16 protein-coding genes are annotated in these 16664 nt (G+C 31.2%); 5 read left to right on the top strand and 11 right to left on the bottom strand.

Features of this window, described 5'->3' with window-relative positions:
- Complete coding sequence (locus AXE80_RS10000; protein ID WP_068826869.1) at positions 1-1914, bottom strand: DUF294 nucleotidyltransferase-like domain-containing protein; 1914 nt, start codon at positions 1912-1914, stop codon at positions 1-3.
- Positions 1911-2453, bottom strand: a complete 543-nt coding sequence (locus AXE80_RS09995) for an NUDIX hydrolase (RefSeq protein ID WP_068826865.1) — start codon at positions 2451-2453, stop codon at positions 1911-1913. Before AXE80_RS09995 ends, AXE80_RS10000 begins: the two co-directional genes overlap by 4 nt.
- 80 nt (positions 2454-2533) lie before the next feature.
- Here AXE80_RS09995 and menD point away from each other — a divergent pair, with 80 nt between their 5' ends.
- The 4 genes from menD to AXE80_RS09975 all read left to right on the top strand — a co-directional run bounded on the left by menD (position 2534) and on the right by AXE80_RS09975 (position 5938).
- Positions 2534-4216, top strand: coding sequence for a 2-succinyl-5-enolpyruvyl-6-hydroxy-3-cyclohexene-1-carboxylic-acid synthase (gene menD, locus AXE80_RS09990; protein WP_068826863.1), 1683 nt, complete (start codon positions 2534-2536; stop codon positions 4214-4216).
- A 3-nt stretch (positions 4217-4219) separates the two neighbouring features.
- Entirely contained in the window at positions 4220-4648 is a 429-nt protein-coding gene (locus AXE80_RS09985; RefSeq protein WP_068826861.1) for a S1 RNA-binding domain-containing protein, read from the top strand.
- A 145-nt stretch (positions 4649-4793) separates the two neighbouring features.
- On the top strand, positions 4794-5312 hold the full coding sequence (locus AXE80_RS09980; protein WP_068826859.1) for a TlpA disulfide reductase family protein: 519 nt from the start codon (positions 4794-4796) through the stop codon (positions 5310-5312).
- Positions 5313-5320: 8 nt separating this feature from the next.
- Entirely contained in the window at positions 5321-5938 is a 618-nt protein-coding gene (locus tag AXE80_RS09975) for a thioredoxin family protein (RefSeq protein ID WP_068826856.1), read from the top strand.
- Between the two features lie 61 nt (positions 5939-5999).
- Here the strand turns inward: AXE80_RS09975 and galE are convergent, their stop codons facing one another.
- Both galE and AXE80_RS09965 read right to left on the bottom strand, forming a co-directional pair.
- On the bottom strand, positions 6000-7013 hold the full coding sequence (gene galE, locus AXE80_RS09970; RefSeq protein WP_068826854.1) for a UDP-glucose 4-epimerase GalE: 1014 nt from the start codon (positions 7011-7013) through the stop codon (positions 6000-6002).
- 1 nt (position 7014) lies between these two features.
- The gene (locus tag AXE80_RS09965) at positions 7015-8151 is read right to left on the bottom strand and encodes a DegT/DnrJ/EryC1/StrS family aminotransferase (RefSeq protein ID WP_068826852.1); all 1137 of its coding nucleotides are present in this window, start codon (positions 8149-8151) and stop codon (positions 7015-7017) included.
- Positions 8152-8251: 100 nt separating this feature from the next.
- Between AXE80_RS09965 and AXE80_RS09960 the strand changes: the two genes are divergently transcribed.
- A complete protein-coding gene (locus AXE80_RS09960; protein WP_068826851.1) occupies positions 8252-10609 on the top strand; it encodes a penicillin acylase family protein in 2358 nt (785 codons plus the stop codon).
- On the opposite strand, the gene AXE80_RS09955 is transcribed toward AXE80_RS09960, so the two are convergent.
- The 7 genes from AXE80_RS09955 to AXE80_RS09925 form a co-directional block, all read right to left on the bottom strand.
- Entirely contained in the window at positions 10610-11635 is a 1026-nt protein-coding gene (locus AXE80_RS09955; RefSeq protein ID WP_068826848.1) for a DUF481 domain-containing protein, read from the bottom strand.
- 69 nt (positions 11636-11704) lie between these two features.
- Positions 11705-12577, bottom strand: coding sequence for a cation diffusion facilitator family transporter (locus tag AXE80_RS09950; RefSeq protein ID WP_068826846.1), 873 nt, complete (start codon positions 12575-12577; stop codon positions 11705-11707).
- A gap of 12 nt (positions 12578-12589) precedes the next feature.
- Positions 12590-13207, bottom strand: coding sequence for a MarC family protein (locus tag AXE80_RS09945; RefSeq protein WP_068826844.1), 618 nt, complete (start codon positions 13205-13207; stop codon positions 12590-12592).
- A complete protein-coding gene (locus tag AXE80_RS09940) occupies positions 13204-13953 on the bottom strand; it encodes a hypothetical protein (protein WP_068826843.1) in 750 nt (249 codons plus the stop codon). Before AXE80_RS09940 ends, AXE80_RS09945 begins: the two co-directional genes overlap by 4 nt.
- Before the next feature lie 11 nt (positions 13954-13964).
- On the bottom strand, positions 13965-14849 hold the full coding sequence (gene cysM, locus AXE80_RS09935; RefSeq protein WP_068826841.1) for a cysteine synthase CysM: 885 nt from the start codon (positions 14847-14849) through the stop codon (positions 13965-13967).
- Positions 14850-14853: 4 nt separating this feature from the next.
- Positions 14854-15630, bottom strand: coding sequence for a serine O-acetyltransferase EpsC (gene epsC / locus AXE80_RS09930; RefSeq protein WP_068826839.1), 777 nt, complete (start codon positions 15628-15630; stop codon positions 14854-14856).
- A 30-nt stretch (positions 15631-15660) separates the two neighbouring features.
- On the bottom strand, positions 15661-16611 hold the full coding sequence (locus tag AXE80_RS09925; RefSeq protein ID WP_068826837.1) for a 2-hydroxyacid dehydrogenase: 951 nt from the start codon (positions 16609-16611) through the stop codon (positions 15661-15663).
- Positions 16612-16664: the final 53 nt, after the last annotated feature.

Genomic DNA, 16664 nt, shown 5'->3' with positions numbered 1-16664 from the left:
TTATAATGTAGGTTGAAAACGAATGGTGATGACTTCTTGAATACTTTTAATAGGCTTAAAACAACGTCTTAGCTTTACTTTATCTGATTTTGATAAGTTTTCTAATTTGATAAATTTACCATCATCTTCTCCAAGTGTATCTAGTCCATTTTTGGTTTTGTATTTTAACAAAGCTTTAAAGGCATAGGCACAAGCCTCGTATATTTCTGCATTTTGTGGTTCAAGTTCTCTTAGCTTATAATATCTTTCTGGAGTGTTGTTAATTCCTTTTAAATTGTGTTGTAGGGTTAAAATTCTAGCGGCATCAATCAATGGCATTAAGGCTCTTTGTTTGATGTTAAAATGATCTTTATGAGCTCCATCTTGATCTACTAAAAATTGTCTAAAAAATCCAAGTGGACTAGGACTTTTTAAAGCATCTTTAGCCATAAACATATAAAATCGGTGATTGTTTTTAGTGCTTTCATGAACTATGGCCGACATGTCGTTTACCAATTCTTTATCACCATAAACAAAGTTGAAATCAAAAAAGATAGAGCTTAACAAGATGTTTTTTTCGTTTGGATTAAAAATCCACTCTTTAAATTTTTCTTCCCATTCGCTTTTAGATAAGCACCACTCAGGATTACTAGCCATCATTTCTGCAGGACAATATTCGTATCCAATTGAGTGTAGGTTTTTACTAATTACAGCAGCAAGTTCTGTGAAAAAAGATCTAATATCTTCTAATTTATGAGCCGGAACATCTTCAAAAATAATTCCATTATCTTGGTCTGTAGGAACCAACTGTTCTTTTCTAGCCTGACTACCTAAAGCAAAAAAAGCAAATCTTACAGGAGGAGTTTTATCTAATTCCTTAATAGAAATTTCAACAGCTTTTTGATTGATAGTCTCATTTAATTCTGCAACCACTGTAAGGGTGTGTGTAAAAGAAATATGTTGGTTAATGTATCTTTTTAAAAGATCATTTAGTTGTTGCCTTAAGTCTCTAAGTCTAGGAATAGTTCTAGCTCTACTAATTTGTTTCATCAATACAGCAGGGTTGTTACTAAGTGATGCTACAATGTCTTGTTGAGTTAACATTCCTAATAATTTACTATCAGGGGTTCCATCTTTAGTTACACAAACGTTTCCAATCTTGTTTTTAAGCATAATAATTTGTGCCTCGGCAATTGAAACGTTAGGAGAGGCAGAAATTACAGGCGAAGCCATAATTTTTTTTACATTTTCATCTACTCCATATTTACCCGTAGCAACTTTATGTAGTAAATCTTTATTGGTAATAATTCCTGTTGGTTTGTCTTTTTTTAAGATAAAAATAGAGCTGATTTTATTATCGCTCATAATTTGTGCAGCCTCTTGAATGGTAGATTTATGATTACAACAAACAGCTGTAGTCATCAAATTACTAATTTTAGAACTAAAATAATCTGTATTGGTTGTTCTTTTGTAATCTGCAAAAATTCTTTCGTTATCCTCTTGAGAAAATCTAGTAGAAGAGTTACTAGCAAAACGAGTGATTAAATATTTACTAACCTCTGGGTTGTTTTCAAATTTATCATTAAAAATATGGATAGGAATTCCGTATACAATAGATTCTTCGTAAGCTTTAGCATTTAGATTGTAGTTTTCGTTTACAATTAAAGCTCTTAATCCTAAAACATCACCTTCGTCACACATTTCAACCTCAATGTTTTTTTCTCCCTCGTAACGGTAAATTCTTATGGCTCCTTGGTTAACAATAAAAAAATGTTCCTTAGCGGGTTTTCCTTGAGTGAAAAGCGTTTCATCTTTATCTAAATAAATAACTTTTGTTTCTTCGGCAAGTTGATAAAGATCGTTGTAGGGTAAGTTATCAAAAGGAGGATAGGTTTTGATGAAATCTGTAATCCTTTCTGCAATAGTATTTTTCATTTGTTAGTTTCTTTCAGTTTTTTAATGATGTAATGATAGTACTCATGATGATGAGCTACGTAAACATTACTGTCTTTATAATTTTTTTCAAACTCTTGTAGACTGATGAGTTTGATGGCAGATACTTCTTCTTTTTGAGGAGTAAGTGCTGTTAAATCACAATTTAATTGAGCAAGGTAGATATGATGAATTTCATGATCTATAATTCCGTTAGCATGTTGGTGTTTCTCTTCAAAAATGCCAATATATTTTAATCCTTTTTTAGAAAGAGTTAAATCAACTTCTTCTTTAACCTCTCTTAGCGCAGCATTTATTGCCGTTTCTCCAGCAGCAATATGACCAGCTACAGATACATCCCATAAATTAGGAAAGGTTTCTTTGTCTTCTTTTCTTTTTTGTATGAGTATTTCTTGATTGCTTGTGTAGAGCCAAATATGCACACTTGCGTGTAAAATTCCATTTTGATGAGCAAAACTTTTTAAACAGGCATTTCCTGTAGGTTCTCCTTGTAAATTAACAATATCAATAAGTTCATCCATGGCTAAAAAGAAACATTGTATACGTAAAGATACTATCTTTTTATTTGTAATTTTACACACTTATTTAGAGAAATATTTGAATGAAATATCCTGAAAATGAATTGGCTCAAATGGTCATCGCTTCCTGTGTTGCCAATCATATACACGAGGTGGTCATATCACCTGGTTCTCGTAATGCTCCGTTAACCATTGGTTTTAGTCAAGTTTCAACTATAAATACTTATAGTATTGTAGATGAGCGTTGTGCTGCTTTTGTGGCTTTGGGAATGGCTCAAAAAACTAAAAAACCTACAGTTGTTAGCTGTACTTCTGGTTCTGCATTGTTAAATTACTATCCGGCAGTAGCCGAAGCTTTTTATGGAAATATTCCTTTAATTGTGATTTCTGCAGATAGACCAAAAGAAATGATTGACATAGGTGATGGGCAAACCATTCGTCAAGAAGGAGTGTTTAAGAACCATATTTTATTTGAAGCGAATTTAACAGCTATTCAAAACGAGGTTGATAGAGCATATAACAAGAAATTACTGTTTAAGGCTATAAGTGTAGCAAATAAACAGAAAGGACCTGTACATATTAATGTGCCTTTTGATGAACCACTTTACAATTTGGTTGATGATTTGTTAAGTTATCCTTTGGTAGAACAACAAGAGGAACAATTATTACAAGAAAAAGCATTAGAGGTTAAAGAATTGGAGCCTTATGCAGAAATTTGGAACAAGGCTACTAAAAAAATAGTATTGCTTGGAGTGAGTCAACCAAGTAAATTGTTACAAACACAAATTAACCACTTGTTAAAAGATCCTTCTGTATTGGTGTTAACAGAAACTACATCAAATATAAATAACGAAGGAGTTATCAACAGTATAGATCAATTTTTGGCAGGCTTAACAGAGGAAGAAAAGAGTTTTTATCAACCAGAAGTTTTGTTAACTATTGGAGGCCTAGTAGTGTCAAAAAAAATAAAACAATACTTAAGAGCTTTTAAGCCAAAGCATCATTTTGCTGTACATCCAACATTTGGTTACGATACTTTTCAATGTTTAACTAAATATTTTAAAATTTCTACAGAGTTGTTTTTTAGTCAATTTTTTTGGTTAACAAAACCAGTAGAAAGCAATTATCAAGCACAAGGATTGGCTGTTAAAAAATCAAGAAAAATAGCACATCAAAAATATGCAGATGCTACTAAATATTCTGATTTTAAAGTGTTTGATTTGGTAAACAAGTCTTTACCTTTGCAATCTGTATTGCAGTTAAGTAATAGTGCTACGGTGCGTTATGCACAGTTGTTTGACATCAATGATGATATTGCTGTTTTTTGTAACAGAGGAACAAGTGGAATTGATGGAAGTACTTCTACAGCCATTGGATCCGCGATGAAAACTCAAAAACAAGTAACCTTGGTTACAGGAGATTTGAGTTTTTTATATGATAGCAATGCGCTATGGAGCCAATATATTCCTGCCAATTTTAGAATTGTTATTGTGAACAATAGTGGAGGAGGTATTTTTAAAATATTGCCAGGGCCAAAGCAAACTAATGCATTGTCTTATTTTGAAACGCCACATGACTATACCGCAGAGCATTTGGCAAAAATGTATGGATTTGAATATGTAAAAGCTACAGATTTAGATAGTACAAAAAAAGGGTTGGAAACTTTTTATAATGAAAGTAAGCAACCAAAAATATTAGAAGTTTTTACGCCTAGCAATAGTAATGATGAGGTGTTAAGAACTTATTTTGAAAAGTTTAAAGCATAAAGTATGGAAGATTTTGAAGTAGGTCAAGAGGTTGGAATTATAGTAGGGAGTTTTTCCAAATTAGGAATTACTGTTTTGGTAGATGAGGTTTGTGAAGGAATGTTGTATAGCAATGAAGTATATCAACGCTTAGAAGAAGGGCAAAGATTAAAAGGTTATGTTAAGAAAGTAAGAGATGATGGAAAGCTAGATGTTTCTTTGCAACCTATTGGTTTTAGAAATAGTATTACCAAGTTTCAAGTGCAAATTTTAAATGCATTAAGAGCTCATAACGGATTTTTACCTATTACTGATAAATCAGAACCAGACACGATTAAGTATGAGTTAGGAATGAGTAAAAAAGCTTTTAAAAATGCTATTGGAGGTTTGTATAAAAACAAAGTAATTACTTTAGAAGAAAATGGAATTCGTTTGCTAGAGCATACCAATTAATTCAAAACAAAAAAATCAGCCAATTGGCTGATTTTTTTGTTTTAGTGACTTATGGTAAAATTTAGGGTACGATTTATGATACAAATAATATTAAAAATATTTAATTTTAGTAGCGTTCTATTTTAAGTTCAAAAGTGTTATTTGTATGAGAATCATTGTTTTATTTATGTCGTTTTTTGTTTTAATTTCTTGTCAAAATTCTAAAAAGAAGGAAGAGAAAAAAGTAAAAAAGACAGAAAATGTAGAGAAATTAGAAGTATATGATTTTAATGGTTTTAAAAAGTTTTTAGAACAAAAGGATGATAAGGTTTATGTGGTTAATTTTTGGGCAACATGGTGTGCTCCATGTGTAAAAGAGTTACCTTATTTTGAAAAAATAGGAGAAAATTATAAAGATAAAAATGTAGAAGTTCTTTTGGTGAGTTTAGATTTTCCTAATCAATACAATACAAAACTAAAACCTTTCTTAAAGGAGAAAAATATACAATCAAAAGTAATTGCTTTAGATGATGTTGATATGAATACTTGGATTCCTAAAGTTGATGAAAGTTGGTCTGGTGCTTTACCTGCTACCATCATTTACAAAAATGATTCAAGTAAGTTTTTTGAGCAATCTTTTACTTATGAAACTTTAGAAAATGAAATCAAACAATTTTTAAATTAATAAATAATATGAAAACACTTAAAATCATCAGTTTATTAGCACTTGTAGTTATTGTGAGTGCCTTTACCATCAATCCAAAAAATAATGATAAAGGATATGTTGTAGGAGATGTAGCAGCAGATTTCTCTTTAAAAAATATTGATGGAAAAATGGTTTCTTTAGCCGATTATAAGGATGCCAAAGGGTTTATAGTTACGTTTACTTGTAATACCTGTCCGTATGCTGTAGCCTATGAAGATAGAATTATAGCTTTAAACAATAAATATGCCTCAAAAGGTTATCCGGTGATAGCTATTATGCCTAATAATACAGCTGTAAAACCTGGAGATAATTTAGATGCAATGAAACAAAGAGCTACAGAAAAAGGATTTACTTTTCCTTACTTAATTGATAAGGAGCAAACTGTTTATCCAAAGTATGGAGCAACTAAAACACCACATATTTTCTTATTACAAAAAACAAGCAAAGGAAATGTAGTGAAATATATTGGAGCTATTGATGATAATTATAAAGATGTAAATGCAGTAAAAGAAAAATATGTAGAGAACGCTGTAGATGCTTTACTAGCAGGAAATAATATTCCTGTAAAAGAAACCAGAGCTATTGGTTGTAGTATAAAGAAATAATAAATAAAAAGCCTTTCTAAACTAATAGAAAGGCTTTTTTTATGTCTTAATAATATTGAAATTATTTTTGTTTTTTCTGCCATTCCCAAGCAGATTTTAAAGCAGTTTCTAAGCTTAACTCAGTTTTCCAATTTAACTCTTTGTTAGCAATAGTAGTATCTGCGTAAGCAGCAGTAATATCTCCAGCTCTTCTATCTACAATTTTGTAGTTTAATTTTACTCCGTTAGCACTTTCAAAAGCATTGATAACTTCTAAAACAGAACTTCCAGTTCCTGTACCTACGTTAAAAAATTCGTAAGCTTCTTTGTTGTTTTTTTCAATCAAACGGTTTAAAGCAGCGATGTGTGCTTTAGCCAAATCTACCACGTGAATATAATCTCTTACAGCAGTTCCGTCAGGAGTATCATAATCATCACCAAAAACAGATAATTCAGCTCTCATTCCAGCAGCAGTTTGTGTAATAAAAGGAATTAAGTTTTGAGGAACTCCTAAAGGTAATTCTCCAATTTTAACAGATTCGTGAGCTCCTACTGGATTAAAATATCTTAAAGCAATTGCATTAATTCCGTGTGCTTTAGAAGCATCTTCAATAATTTCTTCACCAATTTGTTTTGTGTTTCCGTATACAGATTCTGCTTTTTTAACTGGAGCTTTTTCAGTAATTGGCAATTCATCTGCTTGACCATAAACAGTACATGAAGAAGAGAAAATAAAGTTGTCTAATTTTCTATCTCTCATTTCTTGTAAAAGATAAACCAAAGCACCTAAATTATTTTCGTAATAATCTAAAGGTTTGTGCATGCTTTCTCCTACAGCTTTAAAAGCAGCAAAATGAATAATTCCATCAATTTGATATTTATCAAAAAAGGTTTTAACATCTGCTTTAATACGTAAGTCAATCTGTTCAAAAGCTGGTTTTGTACCAGTGATTTCTGTAATTTGATCTAAAACTTTAATGGTTGTATTAGATAAATCATCAATTACTACTACGTCAAATCCTGCGTTTTGTAATTCTACTACAGTATGAGATCCGATAAATCCTAAACCTCCCGTAACTAATATTTGCTTAGCCATATTAATAAGTATTGTTTATATAATTAAGTATTGTCTTTGTAATTAATTCCAGTTGCTCTTTTTCTAAAGCGGTGTGCATAGGTAAAGATATTACTTGTTCAACCAATGAATTGGTGTTGCTATAATTTTCTTCGATAACGTTTTCTTGCTGATAGGCTTTTTGGTTGTGCAAAGGAACAGGGTAATAAATTGCGTTTGGAATGTTTTGTTCTTTTAAATACTCGTGTAAATCATCTCTTTTACCATTGGTGATTCTTAAAGTATATTGATGAAAAACATGGATAGAAAATATTGAGGTAGTAGGGGTTATAATATGTGGGCAGGTTGCAAAAGCATTGTTGTAAAAATCAGCTGCTTGCTGTCTTGCTTTGTTGTAGGTATCTAAATAAGGAAGTTTGATATTTAAAATATTGGCTTGAATACTATCTAAACGAGAATTTACTCCCACTATATCGTAATAATATTTTTGATACATTCCATGGTTGGTAATTCCTTTAAGAGTATGAGCCAAATCATCATCATTGGTAAAAATAGCTCCACCATCTCCGTAACATCCAAGGTTTTTTGATGGAAAAAAAGACGTTGTTCCTATCGTTCCTATGGTTCCGGCTTTTTTAGTGGTTCCATCTGCAAAAATATAATCTGCTCCTAAAGCCTGTGCTGTGTCTTCTACAACAAATAGATTGTGTTTTTTTGCTAAACTTAAAATAGCTTCCATATTGGCACATTGTCCAAATAAATGTACAGGTACAATGGCTTTTGTTTTTGGAGTGATGGCTTTTTCTAAAGCAGAAACACTAAGGTTAAAAGTGTCTAATTCAACATCAATTAAAACAGGGGTTAATCCAAGTAGTTTTATAACTTCAACAGTAGCAGCAAAAGTAAAATCAACAGTAATTACTTCATCACCTGGCTGTAAACCTAAAGCCATTAAAGAGATTTGTAAAGCATCGGTTCCATTTCCACAAGGAATTACGTGTTTTACATTTAAGTAATCTGCTAAGTTTTTTTTGAAACTTTGAACTTGTGGACCGTTTATAAAAGAAGTTTGATCTATTACTTGTTGAATAGAGTTGTCAATTTGTTCTTTTATGTCTAGGTATTGACTATTTAAGTCAACCATTTGAAGTTTCTTCATCAAGGAAATATTACACTACAAATTAACAAAATTATCGCTATGTTTCCTAAGTCTAGTGCAAAAGGATTTTTTATCTTTAACTACTTTTTAAAATTATAACATGAAGGTTTTCAAGAAAGTTATCATAGTGGTTTTTTCCCTACTAGTAGGTTTATTTGCTGTAGGTTATGGGTATTTACAATATTTAAAACCTACCTATAAAGGAACAATTAATCTTGATGGAGTAGAGGGTTCCGAGGTCTATTTTGACAGCATTGGTGTCCCTCATATTTTTGCCGATTCTGAACAAAAAGCAATGAACGTTTTTGGATATGTACACGCGCAAGAACGTTTGTGGCAAATGGAATTATTAAGAAGAATTGCGGCAGGAAGATTGTCCGAAATTTTAGGTAAAGATTTATTAGATGTTGATGTGTTTTTCTCAAATTTAGGAATTGATGAAACTGTAAATAATCAAGTAAAAAACCTAGATAATAACCCAAAAGTTAAAGCACTTGTAGAGGCATATTTAAAAGGAATTAATGCTTATATAGATAATGGACCTACACCTATTGAGTTTTCTTTGTTGGGGATAGAAAAAGAGCATTATTCGGCTAAAGATATTTATTATGTTACCGCATACATGGCTTTTAATTTTGCTCATGCTTTTAAAACCGATCCTGTACTAACACATATAAAAAATAATTTAGGAGCTGAATATCTAAAAGATTTGGCTATTGAGGTAGATGAAAATACTGTTTATCAAGAAAATTATGATGTTAGAAAAAATAGTATTTCTAGTATAAATCATCTACTAGAAAAACTACCATTTCCACAATTAATTGGTAGTAATGCTTGGGTATTGGCTCCAGAAAAAACAACTACAGGTAAAGTAATGCTTGAAAACGACCCACATATTGGTTTTGCACAACCACAGGTATGGTATCAAGCACATATTAGAACGCCAAACTATAAAAATTATGGGTTTTATTTGGGCTTGTTTCCTTTTCCGTTGTTAGCACATAATAGAGATTATGCTTTTGGAATAACCATGTTTGAAAATGATGATTTAGACTTTTATCAAATTCAACAAAATCCAAAAGATAGCACAAAGTATAGCACAGCTATGGGCTATTATGATTATGAATTGATTGAAAAGCAAATAAATATTAAAGGAGAAAAACCTAAAAACATCATTATTAAAAAAACGGTTTTAGGAACTGTTTTTAATAATGATAAAGAACAAGATAGCTTGCCAACCGTGGTGCAATGGGTGTATAACGAAAAACCTAATCAGGTGTTGCAAACAGCTTATGGAATTAATCATGCAAAAGATATTTATGATTTTGAAAACTACATAGCTACGTTGTCTGCTCCTGGGTTGAACTTTGTTTATGGTGATAAAAATGATAATATTGGTTTATGGTCTGCAGGGCAGTTATACAAACATTTATCTCCCGAAGTAAACACCAAGTTTATATTAAACGGAAAAGATTTGTCTCAGCTCCAAAAAGAATGGTTGCCATTTAGTAAAAATCCAAAGGCGATTAACCCTCCTAAAGGATTTGTATTTACCTCCAATGTACAACCAGAAGCTGTAGATGGAGTTTTATATCCAGGGTATTATTTATCAAAAGATAGGGCTGTAGAAATTAAAAAAGCAATAGAGTCTAAAGAAAAATTATCTGTTAGTGATATGAAAAGTATGACCAATAGCCACACCAACACGACTGCTGTTAAAAATGTTAATGATTTGGCTTATGGAATTGATATTGATGAGCTAAATGATTTTGAATTAGTTGTACTAGACAGGTTGGTAAAATGGAAAGGAAATCACGGATTAGATAATATAGAGCCAACCATTTATTATAAATTAATTTTTAGACTTTGGAAAAATACTTTTGAAGATGAATTGGGAATTGAGGATTTTAAAGATTTTGTGAACTCTAATTTGTCAAGAAGAACTCAAAATAAATACTTAAAAAATCCAAATTCAGTTTGGTGGGATAATGTCTCTACTTTAAGAAAAGAAACTTTTAAAGAGATTGTAACTACATCTTTTAAAAGTTCTGTAGAAGAGTTAAAAATTGCTTTGGGTGATGATATTAATGAATGGAAATGGTCTAAAGTACACACGGTAACATACGAACATGCTTTGGCTAAAATGGATTTGCTTAAAAAGATTTTTAACGTAGGACCTTTTCCTATGGTTGGTGGAAATGAAACCATCAACAATTTAATGTTTGATTATACAGAGGGTAATGAATTTAAGGTAAATGCAGGGCCATCAAGTCGTAGAGTAATAGATTTTTCTGATGTAGAAAATTCTTATGCGGTAACACCAACAGGACAATCAGGATATTTTTTAAGTCCTTTTTACAGTAATCAAACAACGTATTACAATACAGGAAAGTATTATAAAATGCTGATGAACGAGGAGGAAATTAAAAAGAGTGATATGGTTTTAAAGTTTAAATAATTATTTAAACTTCCAGCCAATACCTAAATTAGTGATGTAATCAAGTTTCTTACTAGCCTCAGATATTTGACTATCATAATTGTAGCTATATGATGCTTTCATATAGAGAGAATGAGGTAAATCATGTTTGTAATCTAGTTGAGAATCTGCCCTAAATCTTTTACCACTTGTTGTAGATAAATAATGATGTGAGTTAAATTCTAATGTGTTTTTGTTAAAATCTAACAACTTTATTTTTAATCCAGAATAGATTTCAATACTATTTTCGTGGAAATTATTTTGAGTAAATCTTTCGTTGTTTAAAGATAATCCAATAGTTACGTTAGATACTATCTTAGGTCTGTTGATGAATTTTACTCCAAAAGCAGTAGAAGTTGTGGTTCTTAAATCTAGGTTTTGTTGAGAGTTTTTAAATAATTTAACTCTACTACTTATGTAAAAGTTGTTTTTTAAATAATTATCAACTCCTGTATTTAAGGTTAGTCTTTTAATATTATCAGTGCTATTGGTGTGTACATTGTTGATGTTTAAATCAAAAAGTAAACTTATTTTTTTAGTATCATAATTTACTCCAAGATCTGTACTGTATTGAAAATAATTTAGTGCTTTTTTATGGGATAGAGAAAATTCTGTATGTGCATCAAATCTATCATGAAACAAATCGTCGGTTAGTTTAAAACTTATAAGTTGTTTTCTTAAAAATTTATTAGTGGTTTTATCATTTCTAATTTCGATAAAATCAAGATTAATGTCTGATATTTTTCCTCTAATTCTTTCTCCATTAGAAAAGAAAAAAGTAAAGTTTTTATCTGATTTTATAGATGCTATATTGTTCCATTTTAAGTGTAAATCATCTTTACTATAATTTGTACTGATGATTAATTTTAAAGCATCTAAATTTTTAATATCTCCAATTAGAACTGTATTGTCTGTAGTAGTAATAGTATCTTTTTTAACTATGGTGCTGTTAGCATAAAGTGTAGAAATACTAAATGTAATAAAAAGTAATAGTAGTTGATTTCTCATAGAGTTGGTTTAGAAATTAAGATCTCTATAAATGATAGGAATAGTTTTGTTTATTGTGATAACAGAGGTTTACATAGAACAATCTCCATTGGCAAATTCAGTTTCGATTGTAATATGATCAAAAGGATATTTTTTAAGTATCTTTTTTATGTCTTTTTTTACCTGTAACATTTCTTTTAAAGTACTATCTGTTTTTAAAATAATATGAGTGGTAAATACATGTCGCTCTCCATCTAAAGACCAAATATGGGTGTGATGAATGGTGTTAATATCAGAAATATCTAAAATTTCTTTTTTGATGATATCAATATCTATGTCTAAGGGTTGAGCTTGTAAAAACAAATATAAAGTTTCTTTAAGTCTTTTAATAACATTCCAAAGAATATAGAGAGTAATTAAAATAGATAGTGCAGGATCTAAATAGGGGATGTTTTTAAAATTTAAGACAATAGCTACAATCATTACGGCTAACCAACCTAGTACATCTTCTATTAAATGCCATGATAATACCCTTTCGTTTAAAGTTTTTCCACTACTTATTTTCCATGCAGCATAACCGTTTACTAATACTCCAAAAATGGCAAAAATCAACATTCCTTTTGCGTCAGAATATTGTGGGGTAATCAATCTATCAATGGCTGCATAGATAACAAAAATAGATCCAGTTAAAAGGACTAGACTATTGACTAGCGCTCCAAGTAAAGACAAACGTTTATAGCCAAATGTAAATTTTTTGCTAGGTTTTTTCTTTGACTTTTCTTGCATGTACCAAGAAAATCCTAAGGATAAACTATCACCTAAGTCATGAACTGCATAAGAAATAATAGCCACACTATTTACGTAAAAACCACCAATAATTTCTAGAATAGTAAAGGAAAGGTTTAGAAAGAAAACCGTTCTGATGTTTTTACTTGCATCGTGATGATGGTGATGATGTGACATTGTTAACAGGTTTTAGGTTAACGAAAAGGCAAGTTTAACACCTTCCACAAACATATCTACACCAATAATAGCAAGTATTAATCCCATTATTTTACCAATAACAGTAATGATGTTGTTTCCTGTTTTTTCTACAATAAAATCTCCTAATTGAAAAGCCCAATATGTAATATAACACATCAATCCAAAAATAGCAATAACAATGACAATGTGGATGTATGCAGTGTTAGCAACATAGTTCATAGCAGTTACAATGGTTCCTGGACCAGCCAATACAGGGATGGCCAAAGGTGAGATAGCAATATTTTCATCAAGATCAACATCTTGCATGTGTTTTACACTAGGTTTTTTAGATTGTACCATTTCGTAACCTACATGAAAAACCAAAATACCTCCTGTAATTTTAAAAGCAGGTATGGTAATACCAAACATTTCAAAAATAAATTTTCCTAAAAGGGAAAAAGCCAACACTATCAGAAATGCTGTTAGTGTGGCTTTTTTATTAATTCTTTTTTTGGTTTTACGATCTGCATTGGCTACCAATGAAATAAAAACCGGAATATTAGCAATGGGGTTCATAATGGCAAAAAAGCCAATAAAAACTGTCAAAGCATATTTAAATAATTCTATCATTCTTTTTCAATAAAATTCTGAGGCACCTCAAAAGAAACTTTATTAACAAAACTAATGTTACTAATAGTTGCTTCTCCTAATTGGTTAGAAATACCACTGGTTTTATTCCATTCCCAATAAGTCCAATTGGTAGCAATAGGAATTCCTTCAACTTCTTTATAGTGATCGTATTTTATAGCATGAGGATCACTTTCTGCTTTGTTTACAGTTTTTCCAAAAGTAACAATATAAGCCGCTGTATTAATTAAGTGATTATTTTGATCTGAGTATACATAATACCAATCATCTGGAGCATCTCCAGTTCCTGCTGTAAAGCTCAATTTTTGAGTATTATAAACTGTTTGATTTAATTTGTGCTCTCCAAATTCTGACCACTGAGTTCCTTGATCAGATAGTTTATATGGGAACATAAAAAAATAAGACCAAGTATAAGCATCAAACCTTACTGCCTTTACATTTTTAAAGTTTGGAGAGTAAAATACTTTGTCGCCAATGGTGTATATTTTACTTCCATCTTTATATTCAATTAATCCTTTAGAAGAGTTCGTAAGTAAAGTGATGGTTGCGTTTAATCTTTCCTTTCCTCTAAACTTTAATAAAATATCAAATTTTACTGCTTTGTGATTTAAAAAATCAGTTTTATGATGTGCTTCTTCAATGGCTTTAATAGGGTCTTTTGGTTTTGATTTACAACCTATAATAGAAAGAGCACTAATAAGTATGATAAATGGTTTTATAAATTTCATGTTTGTATTTTTTAATCAAATAAATCAGATGATAAATATCTATCACCTCTGTCACATATAATAGCAACAATCACACCGCTTTCTAGTTGTTCTGCAAGTTTAACAGCTGTAGCTACAGAACCTCCAGAACTCATTCCTGCAAAAACACCTTCTTCTTTAGCCAAGCGTTTGGTCATAGCTCTTGCATCGGTTTCTGAAACTTCCATAACAGTATTTACTTTAGATTTGTCAAAAATCTTTGGTAAGTATTCTTCTGGCCATTTTCTGATTCCTGGAATTTGAGATCCATCACTAGGGTGGGCTCCAATAATTTGCACATTAGGGTTTTGTTCTTTTAAATATGTAGAAGTTCCCATAATGGTTCCGGTAGTTCCCATGGCAGATACAAAGTGAGTTATTTCTCCGTTGGTATCTCTCCAAATTTCTGGTCCTGTGGTGTTATAGTGTGCTTTCCAATTGTCATCATTGGCAAATTGGTTTAGCATAATGTATCCTCCTTGAGCTACTTTTTCATCGGCATAATCTCTAGAACCAATAATTCCAGTCTCAGCAGAAGTTAACGTTACTTTAGCTCCGTAGGCACGCATGGTTTGTACACGCTCGGCCGTAGAATTTTCTGGTAATACCAATTCAATATCTATATTTAATAATTGAGCAATCATTGCTAGAGCAATTCCTGTATTTCCACTAGTAGCTTCAATTAACTTGTCATCATCTTTTATTTCACCTCTGTCTAAAGCACCTTTTATCATACTATATGCAGCACGATCTTTAACGCTTCCTCCGGGATTATCTCCCTCTAGTTTTAAAAGTAATTTTACATTTGGATTTTTGACCAAGTGAGTGGTTTCAACCAATGGTGTATTTCCAATGCAGTCTAATAATTTACGATACATAATATTATCTTGTTTTGATATTGGCTTCAATAGTATTATATACTACCGAATTATCTGGAACAGATTTGGTTACCCAAACGTTTCCTCCAATAATAGAATTTTCTCCTACGATAGTTTCTCCACCTAATATAGTTGCATTTGCATAAATACATACATTAGATTTAACGGTAGGATGTCTTTTTTTATCTTGTTTGTCTTTACTTACACTTAAAGCTCCTAATGTAACTCCTTGATAAATTTTTACATGAGGCTCTATAATACAGGTTTCTCCTATAACAATTCCCGTTGCGTGATCTATAAACACAGGAGCTTTAATGGTAGCTCCAGGATGAATATCTGTTCCAGTTTGTCTGTGTGCATATTCACTCATCAAACGAGCAAATAAGTATAAGTTTTGATTGTATATTTCGTGACTTAATCTGTGAATAGCTAAAGCATAAAATCCAGGGTATGCAAAGTAAATTTCTTCAATCCTTCTTGCTGCTGGATCGGATTCCATAAAATAATTTGCATCTTTATTTAAGTCCTTTAGTATTTTTGGCAGTTTTTGGGCAAAAGTATTCCAAGTTTCATCACAAACTTCTTGAGGACACATGCAAGATATTTTAGCAGCGGCTTTAAATAAGTTTTCTAACTCTTCAAAACTATGAGCCAAATCTATGCTGTCATCAAACAATACACTAAATATTTTTTGTGTAAAATCTTCGACACTAGTTTTAACACTGTAGTTTAAGTCAGTGTTTTGTTTTATATTTTGTAATTCTTTAATAATTTCTTCCATGCTTTACTTGTCTACGCATAAAAGTAAACATTACAAATCTTTATTGAAAAAATGTAGGGCTATCTTTTTAGTAATTGTTTTGGCCAATTTAAATTTAGATTCCACTGTCCAACCTGCAATATGAGGGGAGAGTAAAACATTCTCGGCATTGATTAAATATTCAAAGGCAGTTGGGAGTTCTTTGTTTTCAAAAAGGTTCTCAAAAGACAGCTTTTCATATTCCAAAACATCTAAGCAAGCTCCTAGTATTTTTCCAGATTTTAATGCATCAACCAAATCGTGGGTAACAATGGCTGTTCCTCTAGCAGTATTAATAATGTAAAAAGGTTTTTTAAATTTTTGGATAAAATTTGTATCAATCATTTTAAAAGATTGATCGTTATGTGGGGTGTGAATGCTTAATACATCCGTTTTTTCTTGAAGTTCTTGTAAAGAAACTTGTTTGGCATTTTCATCACCTACATTTTCTTTTAAATCGTAACAAATTACTTCGCAATCAAAACCTTTAAGTTTTTTAGCAAAAGCTTTTCCCATGTTTCCATAACCAATCAATCCAATAGTTTTTCCTTCTAACTCTAAACCTCGGTTGGCTTCTCGCAACCATTGTCCTTGGCGGATTTGTAAATCGGCTCTTTTTAAATTGTTGAATAAGCTTAAAATCATTCCCAATGCATGTTCTCCCACGGCATTCATATTTCCTTCGGGAGCAGCAACTAAAAAGATTCCTTTGCTTATGGCGTAATCACAATCAATACTTTCTAAACCAGCACCTACACGAGCAATGAATTTTAAATTGCTAGCGGCATCAATAAAAGTTTTGTCAATTTTAAAACGACTACGAATCACAATACCGTCATAGTCACTTATTTTAGCTTCTACTTCGGTTTTTGATGAGGTGTAATCTTCGTGATTGATACATCCTAATAAAGCCAAGTCGTCTTTTAAAACAGTGTGGTTAGAATCTATGTGAAGTACTTTCATTTTAGGTCTTTGGTATCTGGTATTTGGTGTCAAGATTTCATAATTCTATATGA

The organism is Wenyingzhuangia fucanilytica, assembly GCF_001697185.1.
In the GTDB taxonomy this organism is placed as follows: Bacteria; Bacteroidota; Bacteroidia; order Flavobacteriales; family Flavobacteriaceae; genus Wenyingzhuangia; species Wenyingzhuangia fucanilytica.
This window is presented reverse-complemented; position numbering and strand designations above follow the sequence as displayed.

Excerpts from the sequence above, each read along its gene's own strand:
- AXE80_RS10000 (WP_068826869.1), bottom strand. The coding sequence starts at position 1,914 with ATGAAAAATACTATTGCAGAAAGGATTACAGATTTCATCAAAACCTAT.
- AXE80_RS09995 (WP_068826865.1), bottom strand. The coding sequence starts at position 2,453 with ATGGATGAACTTATTGATATTGTTAATTTACAAGGAGAACCTACAGGA.
- menD (WP_068826863.1), top strand. The coding sequence starts at position 2,534 with ATGAAATATCCTGAAAATGAATTGGCTCAAATGGTCATCGCTTCCTGT.
- AXE80_RS09985 (WP_068826861.1), top strand. The coding sequence starts at position 4,220 with ATGGAAGATTTTGAAGTAGGTCAAGAGGTTGGAATTATAGTAGGGAGT.
- AXE80_RS09980 (WP_068826859.1), top strand. The coding sequence starts at position 4,794 with ATGAGAATCATTGTTTTATTTATGTCGTTTTTTGTTTTAATTTCTTGT.
- AXE80_RS09975 (WP_068826856.1), top strand. The coding sequence starts at position 5,321 with ATGAAAACACTTAAAATCATCAGTTTATTAGCACTTGTAGTTATTGTG.
- galE (WP_068826854.1), bottom strand. The coding sequence starts at position 7,013 with ATGGCTAAGCAAATATTAGTTACGGGAGGTTTAGGATTTATCGGATCT.
- AXE80_RS09965 (WP_068826852.1), bottom strand. The coding sequence starts at position 8,151 with ATGAAGAAACTTCAAATGGTTGACTTAAATAGTCAATACCTAGACATA.
- AXE80_RS09960 (WP_068826851.1), top strand. The coding sequence starts at position 8,252 with ATGAAGGTTTTCAAGAAAGTTATCATAGTGGTTTTTTCCCTACTAGTA.
- AXE80_RS09955 (WP_068826848.1), bottom strand. The coding sequence starts at position 11,635 with ATGAGAAATCAACTACTATTACTTTTTATTACATTTAGTATTTCTACA.
- AXE80_RS09950 (WP_068826846.1), bottom strand. The coding sequence starts at position 12,577 with ATGTCACATCATCACCATCATCACGATGCAAGTAAAAACATCAGAACG.
- AXE80_RS09945 (WP_068826844.1), bottom strand. The coding sequence starts at position 13,207 with ATGATAGAATTATTTAAATATGCTTTGACAGTTTTTATTGGCTTTTTT.
- AXE80_RS09940 (WP_068826843.1), bottom strand. The coding sequence starts at position 13,953 with ATGAAATTTATAAAACCATTTATCATACTTATTAGTGCTCTTTCTATT.
- cysM (WP_068826841.1), bottom strand. The coding sequence starts at position 14,849 with ATGTATCGTAAATTATTAGACTGCATTGGAAATACACCATTGGTTGAA.
- epsC (WP_068826839.1), bottom strand. The coding sequence starts at position 15,630 with ATGGAAGAAATTATTAAAGAATTACAAAATATAAAACAAAACACTGAC.
- AXE80_RS09925 (WP_068826837.1), bottom strand. The coding sequence starts at position 16,611 with ATGAAAGTACTTCACATAGATTCTAACCACACTGTTTTAAAAGACGAC.